Genomic DNA, 17,849 nt, shown 5'->3' on the forward strand with positions numbered 1-17,849 from the left:
TCCGGCCGAACAAAATGAGTATAACACAGAAAGAGCAGATTCAGCAATTTTTAGCATCTTTCGATTCCGGATACAAGAAAGGATTTCTTTTTTTCGTAAAGAATAATATAATAGGGTCAGGAACTGGTTATAAAAATAACAGCAAAGTAAAAAAGATATCGGAGTGACCCCATGCAAAGGAGTGTGATTACATAACGATGAGTAATATTATGGACAAACTGAAGTTTGTGGAAGAAAAGGCAGACCATTATTGGGCGAAGAGGATCACATCCCAATTGGAATATGCCATTCAGCTGAATAAGGTATTGGAGCATAAATATGATGAGGACCTGACAGATTCCCTGGATTTTCTATCCGGTGAAATTGCCCGGGAAGGCACCATAACGGAAACAGCGGCGAAGGCAGCGGAAAAGAAGCTGGATCTGTTGTCGGAGGATGCGAAGAAATACCGGATGTTGTGTGTTGCCCATGCCCATATGGATATGAACTGGATGTGGCGGTGGGAGGAGACGGTCACCATTGTTCTGAATACGTTCCGTACCATGCTGGACCTGATGGAGGAATACCCCCAGTTTAAATTTTCCCAATCCCAGGCTTCCGTCTATCGGATTGTGGAAAAGTATGACCCCGCCATGTTGGAGGAAATCCGGAAAAGGATTCACGAGGGCCGCTGGGAAGTTACGGCCTCCACATGGGTGGAACATGACAAGAATATGGCCAATGGGGAAAGCATGGCCCGTCATATCCTTTATACAAAGCGTACCCTGTCCAAACTACTGGACATCGACCCGGACAGCCTGAACCTGGATTTTGAGCCGGATACCTTCGGGCACAGCCTGAACGTACCGGAGATTCTTGCAAGGGGGGGAGTCCGGTATTATTATCATTGCCGGGGGTATGACGGCTATCAGCTTTACCGCTGGAAAGCGCCTTCCCGCAAATCGGTCATTGCTTATCGGGAACCAACATGGTATATGGGCGCCATCGAGCCTTCCATGGCTTATTATGTGCCGGGATTCTGCAGCGAACACCATATGGACACCATGCTGAAGGTTTACGGCGTGGGTGATCATGGCGGCGGCCCTACCCGAAGGGATATTGAGCGGATTATGGATATGGCGGACTGGCCGGTTTTTCCAAGGATGGAGTTTGGAACCTATGGGGAGTACTTTGCATTGGTGGAGGAGATCAGCGATCAGCTGCCGGTGGTAACCGGTGAACTGAATCCCATATTTACCGGCTGCTATACCAGTCAGTCCCGAATCAAAAAAGGAAATGCCATTCTGCAGGATAAGCTGAATGAAACCGAAGCTTTTGCATCGGCTGCTTCGTTATCTGTGGGAGCGGCCTACCCCACCCGGCAGATGGAAGAGGCGTGGGAAAAGGTATTGTTCAATCAATTCCATGATATCCTGCCCGGATCGTGCACGGCGGATGCCAGGGAATATGCCATGGGTCTTTATCAGCAGGCGGCTGCACGGACAGATACAGAGACCAGCCGTGCCCTTCGCAGCATCGCATCCCATATTGATACTTCTGCATGGGCTTCCAAAGGGATTTATCACCTCTTTAATCCCTCCCTTTATGCCAGAACGGAGCTGGTTGAGGTGACGGTTTGGGACTGGGAAGGAAAGAAGGAAAATATACAGTTCCTGGATTCCGATGGCAAGGAGGTTCCTTATCAGCTGCTTTCCGAACAGGACATTCCCTATTGGGGCCATCATTGTTTCAAGACACTGATTTCTGCACATGTTCCGGCAATGGGGTATGCGACATATGTTCTTACGGAGAAAAAAGCGGAGGATGTTTTGCCCCCATTTCCAGTGCAGCCCAGAGTTGAGAGACGGAACAGCTACACTCTGGAAAATGAACGCCTGAAAGTGGTGTTTGATTCCCGCACCGGTGCCATCGTTTCCATGACGGACAAGGCCAACCGGCACGAAATTATTGATCCCAACCAGCCTGCCGGTATTTTTAGGCTGATTGAGGAGGAAGACAGCCCGGGCATGACCTCGTGGGTAGTGGGAAATTACCGCAGGGTTACAAATATCAACGAAGGCGGTGTGAAGTTCACTTCGCTTCAGAACGGGGAAGGCCTGCTCCGGCAGTCCCTGTCCTATACCGCATCCTTTGGGGAGTCCACGCTTCGGGTCCGCATTTACCTGGATCGGGACAGCTCAAGGCTTGGCTTTGAAGTAGAGTGCGATTTCCGGGAATTGGGAAATTCCGAGAAGGGGGTTCCGCAGCTGAATTTCCATATGCCGGTAGGGTATGATTGCCGTGCTTATCGGTATGATATTCCCTCCGGGACCATTGAACGGGATGAAACCGATATGGATGTTCCCGCCAGCAGCTGGGCGGCAGCCATGCCAAAAGATTCGGGACGAAAGGCACTTACCCTGATTGCCGGCACCAAACACGGATTCCGCTGTGTGAAAAATTCCATCAGTCTCAGCCTGATCCGCGCCTCCTATGACCCGGATCCTTATCCGGAGGTAGGCCATCATGCGTTTGGTTTCTTTGCTTCCCTGCCCAATATTACCTCCAACCGGGAATTGATTGAGGAAGCTTATAACTGCAGTCACCCGATTTGTGTGGTATCCGGCAGGCCGCATAAAGGCGAGCTTCTGCCCCGCGGCAGCTTTATGAAGATACAGGAAGGCGGCATTGCCGTCCAGGCAATTAAAATGCCGGAAGACAGCACGGATACCAATAGTCTGATACTGAGAGGATTTGAGACGGAAGGCAGAAGGACCAGAGTGGAAATGTCCTTCAGTCGAAACGTTGCGAAGGCATATTGTGTGGATATCAATGAAAAACCGGTGGAGTCGGAGCTGGATGTCCGGATTTCAGAAAATCATGTATCCTTTGGCGTGGAACCCTATAAGGTGTTTACGTTCCGGGTGGAGTTTCTGTAAAGGCGGATGAAGCTAAGAACAAAAGAACGACAACAGAACAGAAAGAACAACGACAGGATAGAAAGAACAACAAATGAAAAATGGATAAAAATAAAAGAGCCTCTCAAATTGGGAGGCTCTTTTATGTAAGGGGTTTGGGGGTTTGGGTAACTTACACCATTATGATAACCAATCGCACAAAAAATAAACATTCTAAAAAGAGAAATTTTAAATATTTTTGGATCTTATATGGCCATTCCAAACAAATCGTTCTTCTATAGAGAATCTTGTTCTAAATATATTGACTTTATAAAACATGGTAATATAATAAGCACTGATAATTCTATAATAAATAATATTGTTCTACATTATAGAATAAATAGTGCACAAAACGTTAGAAGACAAGACGAAAAGTAAAACATGTATTTTTGTACCTGGATTTCTGAACAGGGGGGGATTTTAGAATAGTGATTTGAAATAACTGATCAACAGATCGCTGGCAATAGGGAACTCTTCAGGAAAAATTTTAGAACGAATGGTAAGTATGATATTGGAAAACAGGTGGTGGGACAGTATTATGAGTACAAAAGTGGCACATATAGCTAAGGATGAAAGTAGCTATAAAAAACAAGGGAAATTACAGGCTTTTCAAAAAGGTATGAAGCGGTATTGGCCGTTTTATGTCATGCTGCTTCCGTGTTTGATCTATTATATTATTTTTAAATATGGTCCCATGTATGGTGTAGTGATTGCCTTTAAGGATTTCAATGTTACCGAAGGGATCGTTGGCAGTCCCTGGGCAGATCCATGGTATAAGCATTATCAGTATTTCTTCAACAGTCCCTATGCTTCCCAGGTGATTGGCAACACCTTGATCATCAGTGGATTAAAGCTATTTTTTAGACTATTTCCTTCTCTTTTGCTTGCATTGCTGATCAATGAATGTTCAAAGAAATGGTTTGGAAGAGTGATACAGACGCTGTCCTATCTTCCTCACTTTTTATCCTGGGTCATTATCTACGGGATATTGATAGCCTTGTTTTCCCAGAGCGCCGGGCTGATCAATCGATTGATTGTAGATGCCGGTGGGAAAGCCTATCCCGTTCTTACTTCGCCGGAACATTTCCGGGCGGTATTGGTAGGGTCTGAAATCTGGCGGGATACCGGCTGGGGCGCGATTATCTATCTGGCAGCCATAGGAGGAATCGACCCCAATTTGTATGAAGCTGCCATTATTGACGGATGCGGCCGTATCAAGCGGATATGGTACATCACCATACCCAATTTAACCGGGGTATTTATTATGCAGCTGATATTGAAAGTAGGAAGCATTCTGGATGCAGGGTTCGATCAGATCTACATTCTGTCAACACCTCAGGTGAACAGTGTATCGGAAATCATTGATACATGGGTCTTCAAGGAAGGGCTGCAGCGAATGAACTACAGTCTTGCCAGTGCTGTTGGATTGTTGAAATCCGTCATTGGAATGATTATGGTCCTCTCTACGAATAAGTTGGCAAGAAGGTGGGATAAGGCGCTATGGTAAAAGGAAAGTCTGACGTCGTTATCGATAGCTTTGTAGATGTCATTTTGTTTATTGTAGGATTTATCAGTGTTTTTCCGCTGCTGTATGTGTTCAGTGTATCGTTGACCCCCATTGAGGAGGTTCTGAAAAACGGAGGCTTTGTTGTTATTCCGAAGTCTATTAACCTGGAAGCCTATAGCAGGATCATTGAGCAAAGACTTCTGCCCAGGGCAATGGGGGTAACCGTATATATCACCGTATTGGGCACTGCCATCAACATGTTTCTTTCGGTGCTGATGGCCTATCCTTTGAGCAAGGATGATCTGCCGGGGAGAAAGGTTCTTATGAATTTTGTTATATTCACCATGCTCTTCGGGGGCGGCACCATTCCCACCTATCTGATGGTGAAGAATCTTGGACTGATGAACACCTATTGGGCAATGACATTGCCTGGTGCCATTGGTACCTATAACATGATAGTAATCAAATCCTTCTTTGAAAATCTGCCGAATGATCTGTTTGAATCTGCCCGGATCGATGGAGCAAGTGAATTCAGGGTGTTGTGGCAGATTGCCATTCCTCTCTCCAGGGCAGTGATGATGACAGTGGGATTGTTTTATGCAGTAGGGCATTGGAGCACCTATTTCCCTGCAATTATGTATATATCGGATGAAAAGATGCATACGCTGCAGGTTGTACTCCGGAAATTACTGAACAACAATCCGGAGCTGAACATGAACGTTGATACGGTGGTCCCCACCCAGACCATGCAGATGGCATCGGTCATTTTCTCCACTGTTCCAATTATTCTTGTGTATCCTTTTATCCAAAAGTATTTTACCAAGGGCGTCATGCTGGGAGCAATAAAAGGGTGAGTACATGGGATGGCGGCACTTTGGGATGAAACCGCCGTGAAAGAGGAATGTGGGAAGGAAAGCCGTCGAATCCAATAAAATAGAAATGGCTTTTAATTCGTAAGGATTTAAGTAAAAAGAAAAACACAATATAAAAATGGGAGGGTATCAAAATTGAGGAAATCAGGTTTTCAGAAGGCAGCTGGACTGCTGCTGTCCCTGTGTGTAATGGTGAGTCTGGCATCGGGCTGCACTTCATCGGGGCAAGGGAAAAAGCAAAACGATAAGAAGGAAAATTCCGTTTCAGCAAGTACCTCGTCCGATTCCAGGGGCAAGGGAGCGTCCGAAGCCAAGAAGAAGGTAAAAATTGACCTGGTTATGGGAGATAATGTCGTAATGCCTGAGGAAAAAGATAATTTTATCAATCAGGAACTGGATAAGGCATTGCATGTTGACCTGACGATGTCCATTTTGGGCGGCGGCACCGATTATGCTACTGCATTGAATACCAGGATAAGCAGTGGTGATGTACCGGATATGTTCTATGTGCCAAGTCAACAATCCTTTCAGCAATATGCCGACAGCGGTCTGTTGATGAGTCTTACTCCTTATCTGGATAAGATTCAGCCGGTTGTGGATTGGGCTGGCGGGAAGGAGAGTTTAACTCCCAACACATACAAAGGTGAGTTGTATCGTGTTCCAAAGAAGCCTGGTATTGATAATTACAAAATATGGAGTATCCGTAAGGACTGGCTGGATGCGGTAAAGGCACAGATTCCAACCACACCGGAGGAAGCTCTGGATGTTGCCAAAAGGTTTACCTTTGAAGATCCGGATGGGAATGGGAAAAAGGATACCTATGGTTTTGCCGGGCCCGGCATCAATACATTTGATGCAATCGTAAACTCCTATGGGGGCAGCTTAAAAAGTGATATTATCATCAAAGACAACGAGGTTATGGCTTCCATATTGCAGCCTGATATGAAAGCGGCCCTGGAGATGTGCAAATCATTTGTTGACGGGGGAGTTGTCGATCCGGATTTGGTTGCAGACGACAACAACTCGGTCAGGGATAAACTGATTCAGGGAATGTCGGGCATGACCTTTTATACCTGGGCCGGCTTATACAAGCAAATTTATATGGATCAGGTGCTGGCAGTGAATCCAAAAGCAGAATGGGTTTGCTTTAATGGCCTTGAGGGGCCGCACGGTCATAAGAACGGGACTTCGGATATAGATAACGTTGCCGGACGCTGGGTAATCAGCAAGGAAATAGAATCAGATGAGGTAAAGAGAGACAGGATATTCGATCTCCTCAACTATACTGTCAGCGGGGAAGGATTAAATTTGCTGTGCTATGGAGTAGAAGGGCGGCATTTCAATATCGAGGATGGAAAGGTTGTACCAACTGAACTGATGTCCAGGGAATGTGATTATATATATGTCTATCAGATTTGTAACCGGGATGATCTGACGTACTGCGAAACCAAATTTCCGGAGGCAAAAACCGCTATTGAAACCGGGTTTCATATGGACCGTTATCATACCTATAACGGGGAAGTGGATCTTCCGGAGGGATTGCACAAATCGGACATGGACAACTATATCTCCGACAATATGATAAAGTTTATCTATGGAAAGCGTCCGATAAACGAGTACGATGATTTTATCAAAGAGCTGAGTGACTCCTTCCAGTTTGATGAATATCTGAAAGCTGCCCAAACTCAGCTAAAGGAGAAAGAATATATAAAATAAGCTGAGTATCCTAAGCATAAAGGTGTATATTAATAGATATGGAACAGGAATGAAAGGGGCGATAATGTGCTGTATAACGGACGGGAATTGTCGGTACTTGGTGAATATGATGTGATTGTTGCCGGAAGCGGTCCTGCCGGCCTGTGTGCTGCAGTGGCAAGTGCCAGGAATGCTGCAAAAACTGCCATAGTTGAACGATATGGAATTCTGGGCGGCAACTTAACATCCGGACATGTGGGACCTGTTATGGGACGGATCGGAGAAGGCACTCTGGCCGGTGAGGTTAATCGGATGATTGGTACCAAGCTTCCCATTGCCCGGGTGGCACCGGACTTTGAACGTGCAAAATCTGCATTTCCTGCATGGATGAAGAAGGAAGGTGTGGACATTTTCCTGCAAAGCCCTGTCATTGATGTGGTACAGGATGCAAACGACCTCAGGGGGATTATCGTATCGACCCCGGATGGGCCCGGCGTTCTCACAGGGAAATGTATTGTGGATGCGACCGGCGATGGGTTCGTTTCTTTTTTGGCAGGAGAAGAGTACGAAAAGGGCAGGAAGGAAGATCATTTGATGCAGCCTGTTACTTTGATGTTCCGGCTTGCGGGTCTTGATATGGAGCGCATGCCGCCGCTGGACAGCAGAAAATACAATTTGAAGGTACCGGGGATGAGCCTCAGGGAACTGGGAAAGGAAGCAGCCAAAACGGGACTGTTACCGGAAAAAGCGAGCTTTGTGCGCATCTACAGGGGAGTGCGGGATGGCGAATGTATGATAAATACCACTCAGGCCAACTTTATTGACGGGACCAATGTATATGATATTGAAAAAGCGGAATGTGATCTCCGGGATCAAATATATCATGTCACTGAATTTCTGCGGGGACATATAGAAGGATTTGAAAATGCTTATGTAACCAGCAGCTCTTCCACCTTGGGGGTTCGGGAAACCAGACGAATCATGGGTACCTATGTCCTGAACGATGCAGATATCGAAAAAGGGAGAAAGTTTGAGGATATGGTGGTGCATAATGCGGAGTTCATTGTCGACATTCACCATATCACAAAAGGCGGGCAACAGGAAGACAGGAAGGTGCCGCCGTACGATATACCCTATCGCTGCCTGGTACCGAAAAGGATTGATCATCTGCTGCTCGCCGGCAGGTGCATATCCGGAACGCATCGTGCGATGGCTTCGTACAGGGTCATGAATATTTGTATGGCCATCGGACAGGCAAGCGGTGTAGCCGCGTCCCTTTGTGCACAAAAAGGCATCAAGCCGCGTGAACTTGATTATCAGGAAGTCCAAAAAGCATTGACAACTATGGGAGTTAACTTATATGACTAATGGCACGGATTATATTCCGGGCGGCGTATATCCAACGATGATTACGCCATTTACTGAGGACAACAGAATTGATTTTACTGCAGTTGCAAATATGATAGACTGGTATATGGAGAATGGCTGCAGTGGCGTATTTGCTGTATGTCAATCAAGTGAAATGTTCTTTCTTTCGGATGAGGAGAAAATTCAGCTGGTTGAGTTTGTTACGCAATATGCAAAATCAGAAGCCCGAAACAGGGGAATTCGGAATTTTCCTGTGTTGGCTTCTGGTCATACGGGCACGGATAAAAAGCGACAGGCTGAGATGATGAATAAAATGTATGATGCAGGTGCGGATGTCATTGTGCTGATTACAAATCGGTTTGGCGAAGAAAATTCAGATCAGCAATGGATAGAACAAGCGGAAGAACTCATTGGGCTGCTGCCCGATGTGAAGTTGGGACTGTATGAATGCCCGTATCCCAGGAAGAGGCTGGTCTCCGACAGGATATTATCATGGTGCGCTGCAAAAGACCGATTTTTGTTTTTTAAGGATACGTGCTGTGATCAGGATTTGATTATAAAACGAATCCATACTTTAAAGGGATCGGGTATGAAATTATTTAACGCAAATGGTCAGACGCTGCTGCCGACACTTCGTGCCGGCGCAGCGGGATATTGCGGTGTTATGGCGAATTTTCATCCCCATTTGTATGAAAAGCTTTGTAAAAATTATGCAACAAACAAAGAAGGAGCGGAAGACCTGCAGAGTTTTTTGGCCATTGCATCCCTGATCGAGTCCAGAGCGTACCCTGTATGTGCGAAATATCATATGAACCGGATGGGCATTCCCATGTCGCTGCATACGCGCTGCGTGGACGAAGAAAAGTTATCACCTCTTTTCAGAAGAGAGGTTCGGCAGTTGTGTACGCTGGAGAAATTCATAGCCCGGGTGATGGATTTATAGAATTGGAAAGAGAACGGGGAAGTGAGGTGACATAAAATGGAGAGAAAGATAAATCAGGTAAAGTCCTTGTATAAAGCCATGAAGGTTTTGGAATGTTTTACTGTGGAACAACCGGAATTAAGCATCACGGAAATAAGCTGCAAGCTTGGTTTATACAAAAGCAATGTATACAATATTTTATCTACCTTTGAGCAATTGGGGTATGTGTCCCAGAATCCTGAAAACAGTAAGTACAGGTTGGGAATCAAAATACTGAACCGGAGTTTTGTTTTTAATTCGCATATGTCCATTCAGCGCATTGCTTTGCCTCACATGCAGAGGATAGCGGATTCTTCCCGTGAAAATGTGTATCTCGCTGTGCCCAACGGAACGGAAGTGGTGTACCTTGAATCATGCTGTCCCTATGGAATTGCTCCTTCCAGAAATTTGCAGGGAGAAAGGGCGCCAATGTATTGTACTGCGATCGGAAAGGCGATGCTTGCCTATTCCCCGCAGAAAGTGATTGATGAAGTTTATAAGGATAAGGTACGTAAGTTTACGGAACAAACGATCACGAAAAAGAGCAAACTGGAGGAGGAGCTGAAGCTCATTCAATCCAGGGGATACGCCATTGATGACATGGAGCATGAATATGGTATTCGGTGTGTGGGCATGGCGATCAAAAACAGTTCCGGAGAAGCTTATGCCGGGTTAAGTGTTTCAGGTCCGTCTCCCCGCATTGATGATAAAAAAACAGAGCTGCTTGCCGGGCTTTTACAGGAAAATATCCGGACGATAGAAGAGGACTACAAGTTTTAAGGAAGACGAGCCAAATCATTATCGCAGGGTTCCGGGCAGGTGGGCCAGACAAGGAAGGTTGGGGAAATGAGAGGAAATACAGGCTGGGAATATCATCCATACAGACCAGCCCATAAGATGGCAGAGGCAAACTTGCCATTTATCTGCCGCCTTGCGCCAAATGAGAGCGCAATTGAGCTGGAATGGTTTGACAAGGGTTGCCCAGGGCCTCATATTTTAAAGTGGAGGGAGAAGGGAAGGGATCGTCCCTGGTGCACAAAGTCTGTGGATGAGGCAAGGCTGTGCATCGACGGATTGGAAAAAGGTAGGAACTACGAACTTTGTATTGAGAGAAAGGACAAATCATGGAAATCCAGCGCCATCCGATTGGCAAGGACCGGCTCGGTACCGGGACAGGTCATAAACTATCTGCATCCGGAAGACAGATTATATGCCTTTTCCGGTCGTGCCCTGTGCAGTCCGTCCATCGTGAAACTGCCTTCGGGATCCCTTTTGGTTTCCATGGATCTTTTTGCTTCCGGCGCTCCCCAGAATCTGACCTTGCTGTTTCGGTCCGATGATCGGGGAAAAACCTGGTACTATGTGACGGATCTTTTCCCATGCTACTGGGGTACGCTGTTTGTACACCGAAACAGGCTGTATATGCTGGGGTGTTCCACGGAATACGGAGATATTCTGATAGGAGTTTCCGATGATGACGGGGATACCTGGTCCCAACCGGCCCGTTTATTTTCCGGCAGCGGTTCTTCCCTGTCTGCCGGCTGGGGACGTGCACCTCTTCCAATGGTCATAAAAGACGGCCGGTTGTTTGCGTCGGTGGATTATGGCGCATGGAAGGAAGGCGGTCATGCCATCGGCGTGATTTCTGTACCGGAAGATGCAGATCTTCTGGACAGCCCGAACTGGACCTGTTCGGATTTGACGGCATACGATCCTTCCTGGCCCGGGGCCCCCAGGGGCAGGAGTACCGGTCTCCTGGAGGGGAATATGGTGATTGGCAAAGATGGCAGACTGCTGGATCTTCTGCGCATTGGCCTTACTGCATGCGATCCGGGTTATGGCGTCGCAGTTTTATTGGAAGCGAACCCGGAGCATCCGGAAAGCCGGCCTGTCTTTCACCGTTTTATTGATATGCCTGGCGGGAGCAACAGTAAATCCTATATCTTATTTGATTCTGTGAGCAATTGTTATTTTGCCATTGGGAATATTTGTGTGGATCCGTCCACTCCCGGACAGCGAAATGTGTTGGCTTTGCAGGCCTCTCAGGATTTGTATCACTGGAAGACGGTCAGAATTCTGATGGATTATCGGGAGGAGGATCCGGGGAAAGTGGGATTTCAGTATATTACCTTCCTGATCGATGAAAAGGATATTCTTTATGTTTCCAGGACATCCATGAACGGATCAGGAAACTTTCATGATGCGAACTATATTACTTTTCATGTGATAGAGAATTTTAGGAAGTATACATGAGATCTTAACATAAGTAAAAATATCTGTTTCTACGTATCTGCGGAAATTCAGGTAATATTCCACAGAAGAATTTAGGAGGGAGGAAAAAAATGATTATCGAACCTATCAGGGAATTTATCTTTTTGAATGATCGGCCCTTTCGAAGCTGTCATGCGTCCACCGTATTGAGGCGGAGCAACGGAGAGATTCTTGTCGCCTGGTTCGGAGGCTCAAAAGAAGGTGCGGAGGATGTGGCGATTTGGTATACCAGGCGCACGGAAGATGGCTGGTACTACCCGGAAAAGCTTGCGGATGAGCCCGGTTTGCCGCATTGGAATCCAGTCCTGTTTATGGGACAAAATGGTCGGATTATCCTGTATTATAAGGTCGGGCATCATATTTCGCAATGGCATACCCGCTTTATGACTTCTGAGGACGGATATTTCTGGTCCAGTCCCAGGCCCCTGGTGGAAGGGGACCGGGGCGGCCGGGGTCCGGTCCGGAATAAGCTCATAAAGCTGAAGGATGGTACATGGCTGGCCCCTGCTTCGACAGAGGGGGAATCCTGGGATGCCTTTGTGGATATTTCCAGGGATCAGGGGAAAACGTGGATCAAAAGCGCAATGGTTCCAATTGTTCATCAAAAGCCAGAGCAGAGAGGGAAGGCAGCCGGATCGGATTCTGCAGATTTTTCGGGTTCGGAATATGTTTTTCACGGGAAAGGGGTTATACAGCCTACGCTTTGGGAATCCGCTCCCGGAATGGTGCATATGCTGCTGAGGAGCACGGAGGGACGGATTTTTCGCAGCGATTCGACGGACAGCGGAAAAACATGGTGCCCTGCGTATCCGACTGTTCTGCCGAATAACAACAGTGGAATTGATGTTGTAAAACTGTCGGACGGCAGACTGATCCTGGCATATAATCCGGTAGGCCGGAACCATGGCGCCAGGACGCCTCTTATCCTGAGCATGTCCCGGGATAACGGTGTAACCTGGAAGCAGGTATGGACGCTGGAAGAGGAGGAAGGAGAATACTCCTATCCCGCAATCATTGCCGATGAGGATGAAATCCTCGTGACCTATACCTGGAAACGGGAAAGGATTGTTCTTTGGATAATTCCCATTTCGTTCCTGTGACAGGACCAGGATGACTTCAGGACAATTTCGGGATAACAGTTTTTACTCATCAATTAGCTCCAGTTCCAGGAAGTCGAAATCTATGACTTCAATGAAGTTGTCCTGTATCAGTTCCACCCGTTGATATTTGTCATAGTCCCTTTGATTGTTGGGCAGCCACATAGGCCTTTGCAGGTCAAATTCATAGCAGATTTTCCGGATGCATTCCTGAAGCCTTTCTTCATTGGACAGTCCGGGCTCTTCGCTGGTTACGACGATATCCCGGACTGTTTTGTTGTCTTTTCGTATCTTTCCCCATATACGAAACATTTCCTCACCCTTTGTTTTTTTGATTCGGTACCATTATAACAAAAAACGGGCATATTAAACACAGGTGATTCAATAATTATAGATAAGATGGAGATGTGAAAAATTTTGAAGCAGCTGAGAAGAAGACCTGCTGTAAAATAAAATGCGGAAGGAGTGGGGAGAATCCGATTGCTGCGTTTTATAAAAATGTTGTTCCGGAGATATGTGGATGATGAGGTGCCGGCCTACAGCGCACAGATGGCCTATTATTTTTTACTGGCTTTTTTCCCTTTTTTGATTTTCCTGATTACGATTATCGGCTATTTGCCGGTATCCGATGCTGATATTCTGGATCCACTGGCCAATCTCCTGCCGTCGATATCCTATCAGGTACTTCGGGAAAATGTGGAGCAGGTAGTAAAAACCCGGAATATGCAGCTGTTGTCCTTTGGGTTTGTGGCTATGCTCTGGGCGTCCTCCAGTGGCATGCGCGCGATTATGCGCGGAATCAACAAGGCGTTGTGCAGGGATGACAGGATGCCATTCTGGATTTCTGTCCCTCTCTCGATTGTTTTTACTGTTCTGGTTACATTATTGGTCGTTTTTTACTTTATTCTCCTGATATTTGGGGAGCAGATCGGTGAATTGCTGGTCTGTGCCGGAATGAGGTGGGAGTACTGGAAGGGATGGGATGTCATACGGTATATGTCGGCTGTTCTGATTATGATTGGCGTTTTTACCCTTTTGTTCCGATACAGTCCCTGTAAGAGGATAAGATGGCGAAATGCCCTGCCGGGTGCTGTCTTTACAACGGTAGGGTGGCTGCTTGTTTCCCTGATATTTACTTTTTATGTGAACCAATTCTGGGATCCAACCCTTGTCTACGGAAACCTTGGCGGAATCATTGCCCTGTTGATCTGGCTGTTTATCAGTGCCCAGCTGATCATTCTCGGCGGTGAAGTCAATGCCATCCTGATTTTCAACCGTAGGGACCGGACAGGGAAATCCGGTCCCCGGCTGAAAAATCGAACTTAAACTCCTGTGGTATAGCATGCCAGGATCTCGCCATAGAACATGGTGTGATAATCCGGATACCATTTTTCATTGGTTTCCGGATCCAGTAAGGCGGGATCCATCGTCTGTTTGTAAACAACCCGGCACTCATAGTGCAGACTGCATTCCCCTATGACCGGCACCGGAACGGCTTTTCCGGGAACCGGCGTCAGCCCGCATTCCCTCAGTTTGTCACAGTCCCTTCCGGATTTGCTTCCGCAGAAGGCGAGTTCCTTTTTCAAATCCCGTTCCAGGGGGATGCTGACCGTAAAGTATCCGGTGGAATCCAGAACCGGATAGGTATAGCGGGAGGCGCGGACGGGTGCCAGAAAGATTGGCTTGTTCCAGAAATATACGATGCCGCCCCATCCAATCACCATACTGTTGGCTTTCTCTCCCTTTGTCGTAAGGAAGACACCGCCGTGGGTCAGGGAATGATTGACGTTCTTCAGATATTGTTCGTAGGAAACATCCTTCCTGCTGATCTCATTTCTTGCTTTCCTGTTTGGCTGGGAATGATCCGTCATACAATTCCTCCTCTTCATTTTAACTCGTTTTAGCTCTTAATTTGTCTGGTTTGTCTTGAAATGGTCCAATTATCTTTCCTTCAGCGGCTTGTAATCCTTAATTTGTATCAGTGTACGGTAGGCGGGACGAATGATTTTTCCACCGCTGATCAACTCCTCCATGGAGTGGGCACACCAGCCCGGCATCCTGGCAATGGCAAATATCGGGGTATAAAGATCCGCAGGGATTCCAAGCATCTTGTAAACGAAGCCGGAATAGAAGTCCACATTGGCGCACAATGTCTTCTCTTTTCCCTTTCTCTCCGCAAACAGCTCCGGTGTGATCCTCTCTATTGTATCATATAGCGCAAACTCACTTTCCATGTGTTTTATTTTTGCCAGTTCCTTTGCCTTGTTTTTCAGCAAGACGGCCCTGGGATCCGAAAGGGTATAAACCGCATGTCCCATTCCATATATCAGACCGGTGTGGTCAAACGCTTTCCTGTCCAGTATTTTAATCAGATAATCCCGGACGGCGGATTCATTTTCCCAGTTTGAAACATGGCTTTGGATATCATGGATCATTTCCATGACCCTGGCGTTGGCGCCGCCGTGTCTGGGCCCTTTCAGGGAACCGACTCCCGCAGCTATGGCAGAATAGGTATCGGTCCCCGTGGAAGTGACTACTCGGGTGACGAACGTGGAATTGTTGCCGCCGCCGTGCTCTGCGTGCAGGATCAGGGCAAGATCCAGGGTCTCCGCTTCCAGTCTGGTATACTGGCTGTCCGGCCGCACCATATGGAGGAAACACTCTGCCGTGCTCTGACCGTCCTTGGGATTATGGATGTAAAGGCTCTTGTTATCCAGGTAATGGCGTTTTGCCATATAGGAATAAGCTACGAAAGCCGGCATTCTGGCAATCAGGTCAATGCATCTGCACAGCACCCGGCTGATGGACAAGTTGTCCGGATCATTCTCATAGGAATAGCAGGCAAGAATGCACCGGGTCAGTTTATTCATAATGTTGCTGCCGGTTCCCTTGAGAATGACATCCTCCACGAAGCCGTCGGGCAGAGCCCTTCTTTCGTTCAGAATATGCCGGAAGGTATTCAGCTCATACTGGTTGGGAAGTTTTCCGAAGAGCAGCAGGAAGCATACTTCTTCAAAGCCAAAACGTCCATCCGTCCGGCATCCGTTTATGATATCCTCCACGTTGATGCCTCGGTAACGAAGGCGGCCTTCAACGGGCACCTTCCGGCCTTCATCCATGATATAGCCGTGGACATCCCCGATCTGGGTCAGCCCAACCAGGACTCCGGTACCATCATTGTTGCGAAGGCCCCTTTTGACACCAAAATAATCAAAGAGAAAGGGATCGATTTTGTTATTGTCCGCAGCAAATTCCGAGAGCCTGGCGACAAACTGATCCCTTTCCATGTTTGCATTATTCCCATCATGATTATTCATTTCATCCTATCCCCTTTGAACTGGCATTTTAAAAAATACGTTAATGTTTTTGGGTTTTTTGTTAAACTCATGCCATTTATAACTTAAGAACCATTGTACAACTTCTTTCCGCTTTCTGCAAGTAAACTTTTATAATGAAGGATTTTGAATTGTATATTTCATTTATCTTGATTTTTGCTTTTGCCTTTGTGGATTATCCCATGCTTCTCTGCTTGCATTCACTGTCTTTTGATATGGTTTCAGCTGCTTCAGGTTTCAGCGGTTTCCGCACAATTCCTGATTGGTTTCCTGTTGATCACTTAAGATTATTTTAAGTTTGGCAAAATCAGTAGCAAATTTATGTCGATATGATAAAATAATAAGGGAGGGATTGAAGATACAGAAGGACAGGGGGTTTAAGATATGATGGATATATTGGCCATTATTATTGCAATGGTAGCTATATTCTTTATCCTCAGGATTGCGTTCAAGGTATTGAAATTTGTATTGACACTGGGCGTGATTGCACTGTTGCTGTATTATCTGGTGCAGTTCGGTTTTTTGAGCTGGTTACTATTCTGACATAAAGGCTTGTCGGCGCACTGCTTTGGCCTTTTGTACAAAAGGCAGCATGCCGGTGAGCCTTTGTCATTGTCAGATTTTCATTTCGGGCGCGCAGATTGACGTAAGCATGGAGAAACCAATGGAAGATAAGAAGGAATTTCAGCATAAATGAAGAATACAGAATAGGAAGGTGTAAAGGAACATAGATACAACGAGGAGGAATTTTCGATGAAATTAGGCGTATTTAGTCCGGTTTTGAACAGCATGGGCACGGAAGAAGCCTTTGCGTATTTGAACAAGTCGGGAGTTCAGGCAGTGGAGCTGGGAACCGGCGGTTCTCCCGGAAAGGCCCATTGTGATCCGGATATATTGCTGGCCGATGAAAGTAAGATTACAGACCTGCAGGATCTCGCGAAAAAATATGATCTGGAAATCAATGCTCTGAGCTGCCATGGAAATGGTGTTCATCCGCAGAAGGAAGTGGCAGACAAGGCGAATTCCGATTTCAGGAAAACCGTATTGCTGGCAGAAAAAATGGGGATTGAAAAGATCATTACCTTTTCCGGATGTCCCGGCGATGGTCCCAACGCTACCTATCCCAATTGGGTGACTTGTCCCTGGCCGGATGATTTCCTGAAAGTTCTGGACTGGCAGTGGAACGAAATCCTGATCCCTTACTGGAAAAAGGCAGCCGCTTTCGCCGAGGATCATGGTATAAAGAAAATCTGCTTTGAAATGCATCCCGGGTTTTGCGTTTACAATCCGGAGACCATGATGAAGTTGAGAAACGCTGTCGGGGACATTCTCGGGGCAAACTATGATCCCAGTCATCTGTTCTGGCAGGGCATTGATCCTATTGCCTCCATCCGCTATCTGGGCAAGGCAATTTATCACTTCCATGCGAAGGATACCAAGATTGACCCGATTAATTGTGCAATCAACGGCGTTCTGGATACCAAGCATTACAGCGATGAGATTCATCGTTCCTGGGTCTTCCGTTCAGTCGGGTATGGCCATGATTATCAGCTGTGGAAAGATATCATCAGCAACCTGAGGATGGTAGGCTATGACGATGTGATCAGCATTGAACATGAAGACAGCCTGATGTCCGGGAACGAAGGCCTTCAGAAAGCGATCTCCTTCCTGAAGGAAGTATTGATATATGAGGATACCGGGAAAATGTTCTGGGCATAAAAACCGAGTACAATGAAAAGAGGAAGAGGACGCTGCGGCGTCCTCTTTTCTTGCATGATAAGATCTATGGGAGTGCTGCTGCCCGTGT

At 46.7% G+C, this 17,849-nt stretch carries 15 protein-coding genes; 12 read left to right on the top strand and 3 right to left on the bottom strand.

Annotated features, from left to right (window positions below):
• Positions 1–197 precede the first annotated feature (197 nt).
• The 9 genes from QBE55_07270 (at position 198) to QBE55_07310 (ending at position 12,710) form a co-directional block, all read left to right on the top strand.
• On the top strand, positions 198–2,918 hold the full coding sequence (locus QBE55_07270) for a glycoside hydrolase family 38 C-terminal domain-containing protein (protein ID WZL77385.1): 2,721 nt from the start codon (positions 198–200) through the stop codon (positions 2,916–2,918).
• Positions 2,919–3,474: 556 nt separating this feature from the next.
• Complete coding sequence (locus QBE55_07275; protein ID WZL77386.1) at positions 3,475–4,443, top strand: ABC transporter permease subunit; 969 nt, start codon at positions 3,475–3,477, stop codon at positions 4,441–4,443.
• On the top strand, positions 4,437–5,297 hold the full coding sequence (locus QBE55_07280) for a carbohydrate ABC transporter permease (GenBank protein ID WZL77387.1): 861 nt from the start codon (positions 4,437–4,439) through the stop codon (positions 5,295–5,297). The genes QBE55_07275 and QBE55_07280 overlap by 7 nt, the downstream gene beginning before the upstream one ends.
• Positions 5,298–5,450: 153 nt before the next feature.
• The gene (locus tag QBE55_07285; protein WZL77388.1) at positions 5,451–7,031 is read left to right on the top strand and encodes an extracellular solute-binding protein; all 1,581 of its coding nucleotides are present in this window, start codon (positions 5,451–5,453) and stop codon (positions 7,029–7,031) included.
• A gap of 66 nt (positions 7,032–7,097) precedes the next feature.
• Positions 7,098–8,378 carry an FAD-dependent oxidoreductase gene (locus QBE55_07290; protein ID WZL77389.1) on the top strand — a complete coding sequence of 427 codons (1,281 nt, stop codon included), beginning with the start codon at positions 7,098–7,100 and terminating at the stop codon, positions 8,376–8,378.
• Positions 8,371–9,321: a dihydrodipicolinate synthase family protein gene (locus QBE55_07295; GenBank protein ID WZL77390.1), complete on the top strand. Its 951-nt coding sequence runs from the start codon at positions 8,371–8,373 to the stop codon at positions 9,319–9,321. Before QBE55_07290 ends, QBE55_07295 begins: the two co-directional genes overlap by 8 nt.
• 36 nt (positions 9,322–9,357) lie before the next feature.
• Positions 9,358–10,119 (top strand): IclR family transcriptional regulator, encoded by a 762-nt coding sequence (locus tag QBE55_07300; GenBank protein WZL77391.1) that lies wholly within the window; start codon positions 9,358–9,360, stop codon positions 10,117–10,119.
• A 66-nt stretch (positions 10,120–10,185) separates the two neighbouring features.
• Positions 10,186–11,592, top strand: coding sequence for a sialidase family protein (locus QBE55_07305; protein ID WZL77392.1), 1,407 nt, complete (start codon positions 10,186–10,188; stop codon positions 11,590–11,592).
• Positions 11,593–11,681: 89 nt separating this feature from the next.
• On the top strand, positions 11,682–12,710 hold the full coding sequence (locus QBE55_07310; GenBank protein ID WZL77393.1) for an exo-alpha-sialidase: 1,029 nt from the start codon (positions 11,682–11,684) through the stop codon (positions 12,708–12,710).
• Between the two features lie 42 nt (positions 12,711–12,752).
• On the opposite strand, the gene QBE55_07315 is transcribed toward QBE55_07310, so the two are convergent.
• Entirely contained in the window at positions 12,753–13,019 is a 267-nt protein-coding gene (locus tag QBE55_07315) for a hypothetical protein (GenBank protein WZL77394.1), read from the bottom strand.
• Positions 13,020–13,187: 168 nt separating this feature from the next.
• On the opposite strand from QBE55_07315, the gene QBE55_07320 reads away from it, so the two are divergent.
• On the top strand, positions 13,188–14,033 hold the full coding sequence (locus QBE55_07320; protein WZL77395.1) for a YihY/virulence factor BrkB family protein: 846 nt from the start codon (positions 13,188–13,190) through the stop codon (positions 14,031–14,033).
• Here the strand turns inward: QBE55_07320 and QBE55_07325 are convergent.
• Positions 14,030–14,578: a flavin reductase family protein gene (locus QBE55_07325; GenBank protein WZL77396.1), complete on the bottom strand. Its 549-nt coding sequence runs from the start codon at positions 14,576–14,578 to the stop codon at positions 14,030–14,032. The two genes, QBE55_07320 and QBE55_07325, sit on opposite strands and share 4 nt — an antisense overlap.
• 69 nt (positions 14,579–14,647) lie before the next feature.
• On the bottom strand, positions 14,648–15,994 hold the full coding sequence (locus QBE55_07330; protein ID WZL79887.1) for a citrate/2-methylcitrate synthase: 1,347 nt from the start codon (positions 15,992–15,994) through the stop codon (positions 14,648–14,650).
• A gap of 432 nt (positions 15,995–16,426) precedes the next feature.
• On the opposite strand from QBE55_07330, the gene QBE55_07335 reads away from it, so the two are divergent.
• Entirely contained in the window at positions 16,427–16,585 is a 159-nt protein-coding gene (locus QBE55_07335; protein WZL77397.1) for a hypothetical protein, read from the top strand.
• 210 nt (positions 16,586–16,795) lie between these two features.
• The gene (locus tag QBE55_07340) at positions 16,796–17,761 is read left to right on the top strand and encodes a sugar phosphate isomerase/epimerase (GenBank protein WZL77398.1); all 966 of its coding nucleotides are present in this window, start codon (positions 16,796–16,798) and stop codon (positions 17,759–17,761) included.
• The last annotated feature ends 88 nt before the right edge of the window (positions 17,762–17,849 follow it).

The sequence above is a fragment of the Eubacteriales bacterium mix99 genome, assembly GCA_038396605.1.
In the GTDB taxonomy this organism is placed as follows: domain Bacteria; phylum Bacillota; class Clostridia; order Caldicoprobacterales; family DTU083; genus UBA4874.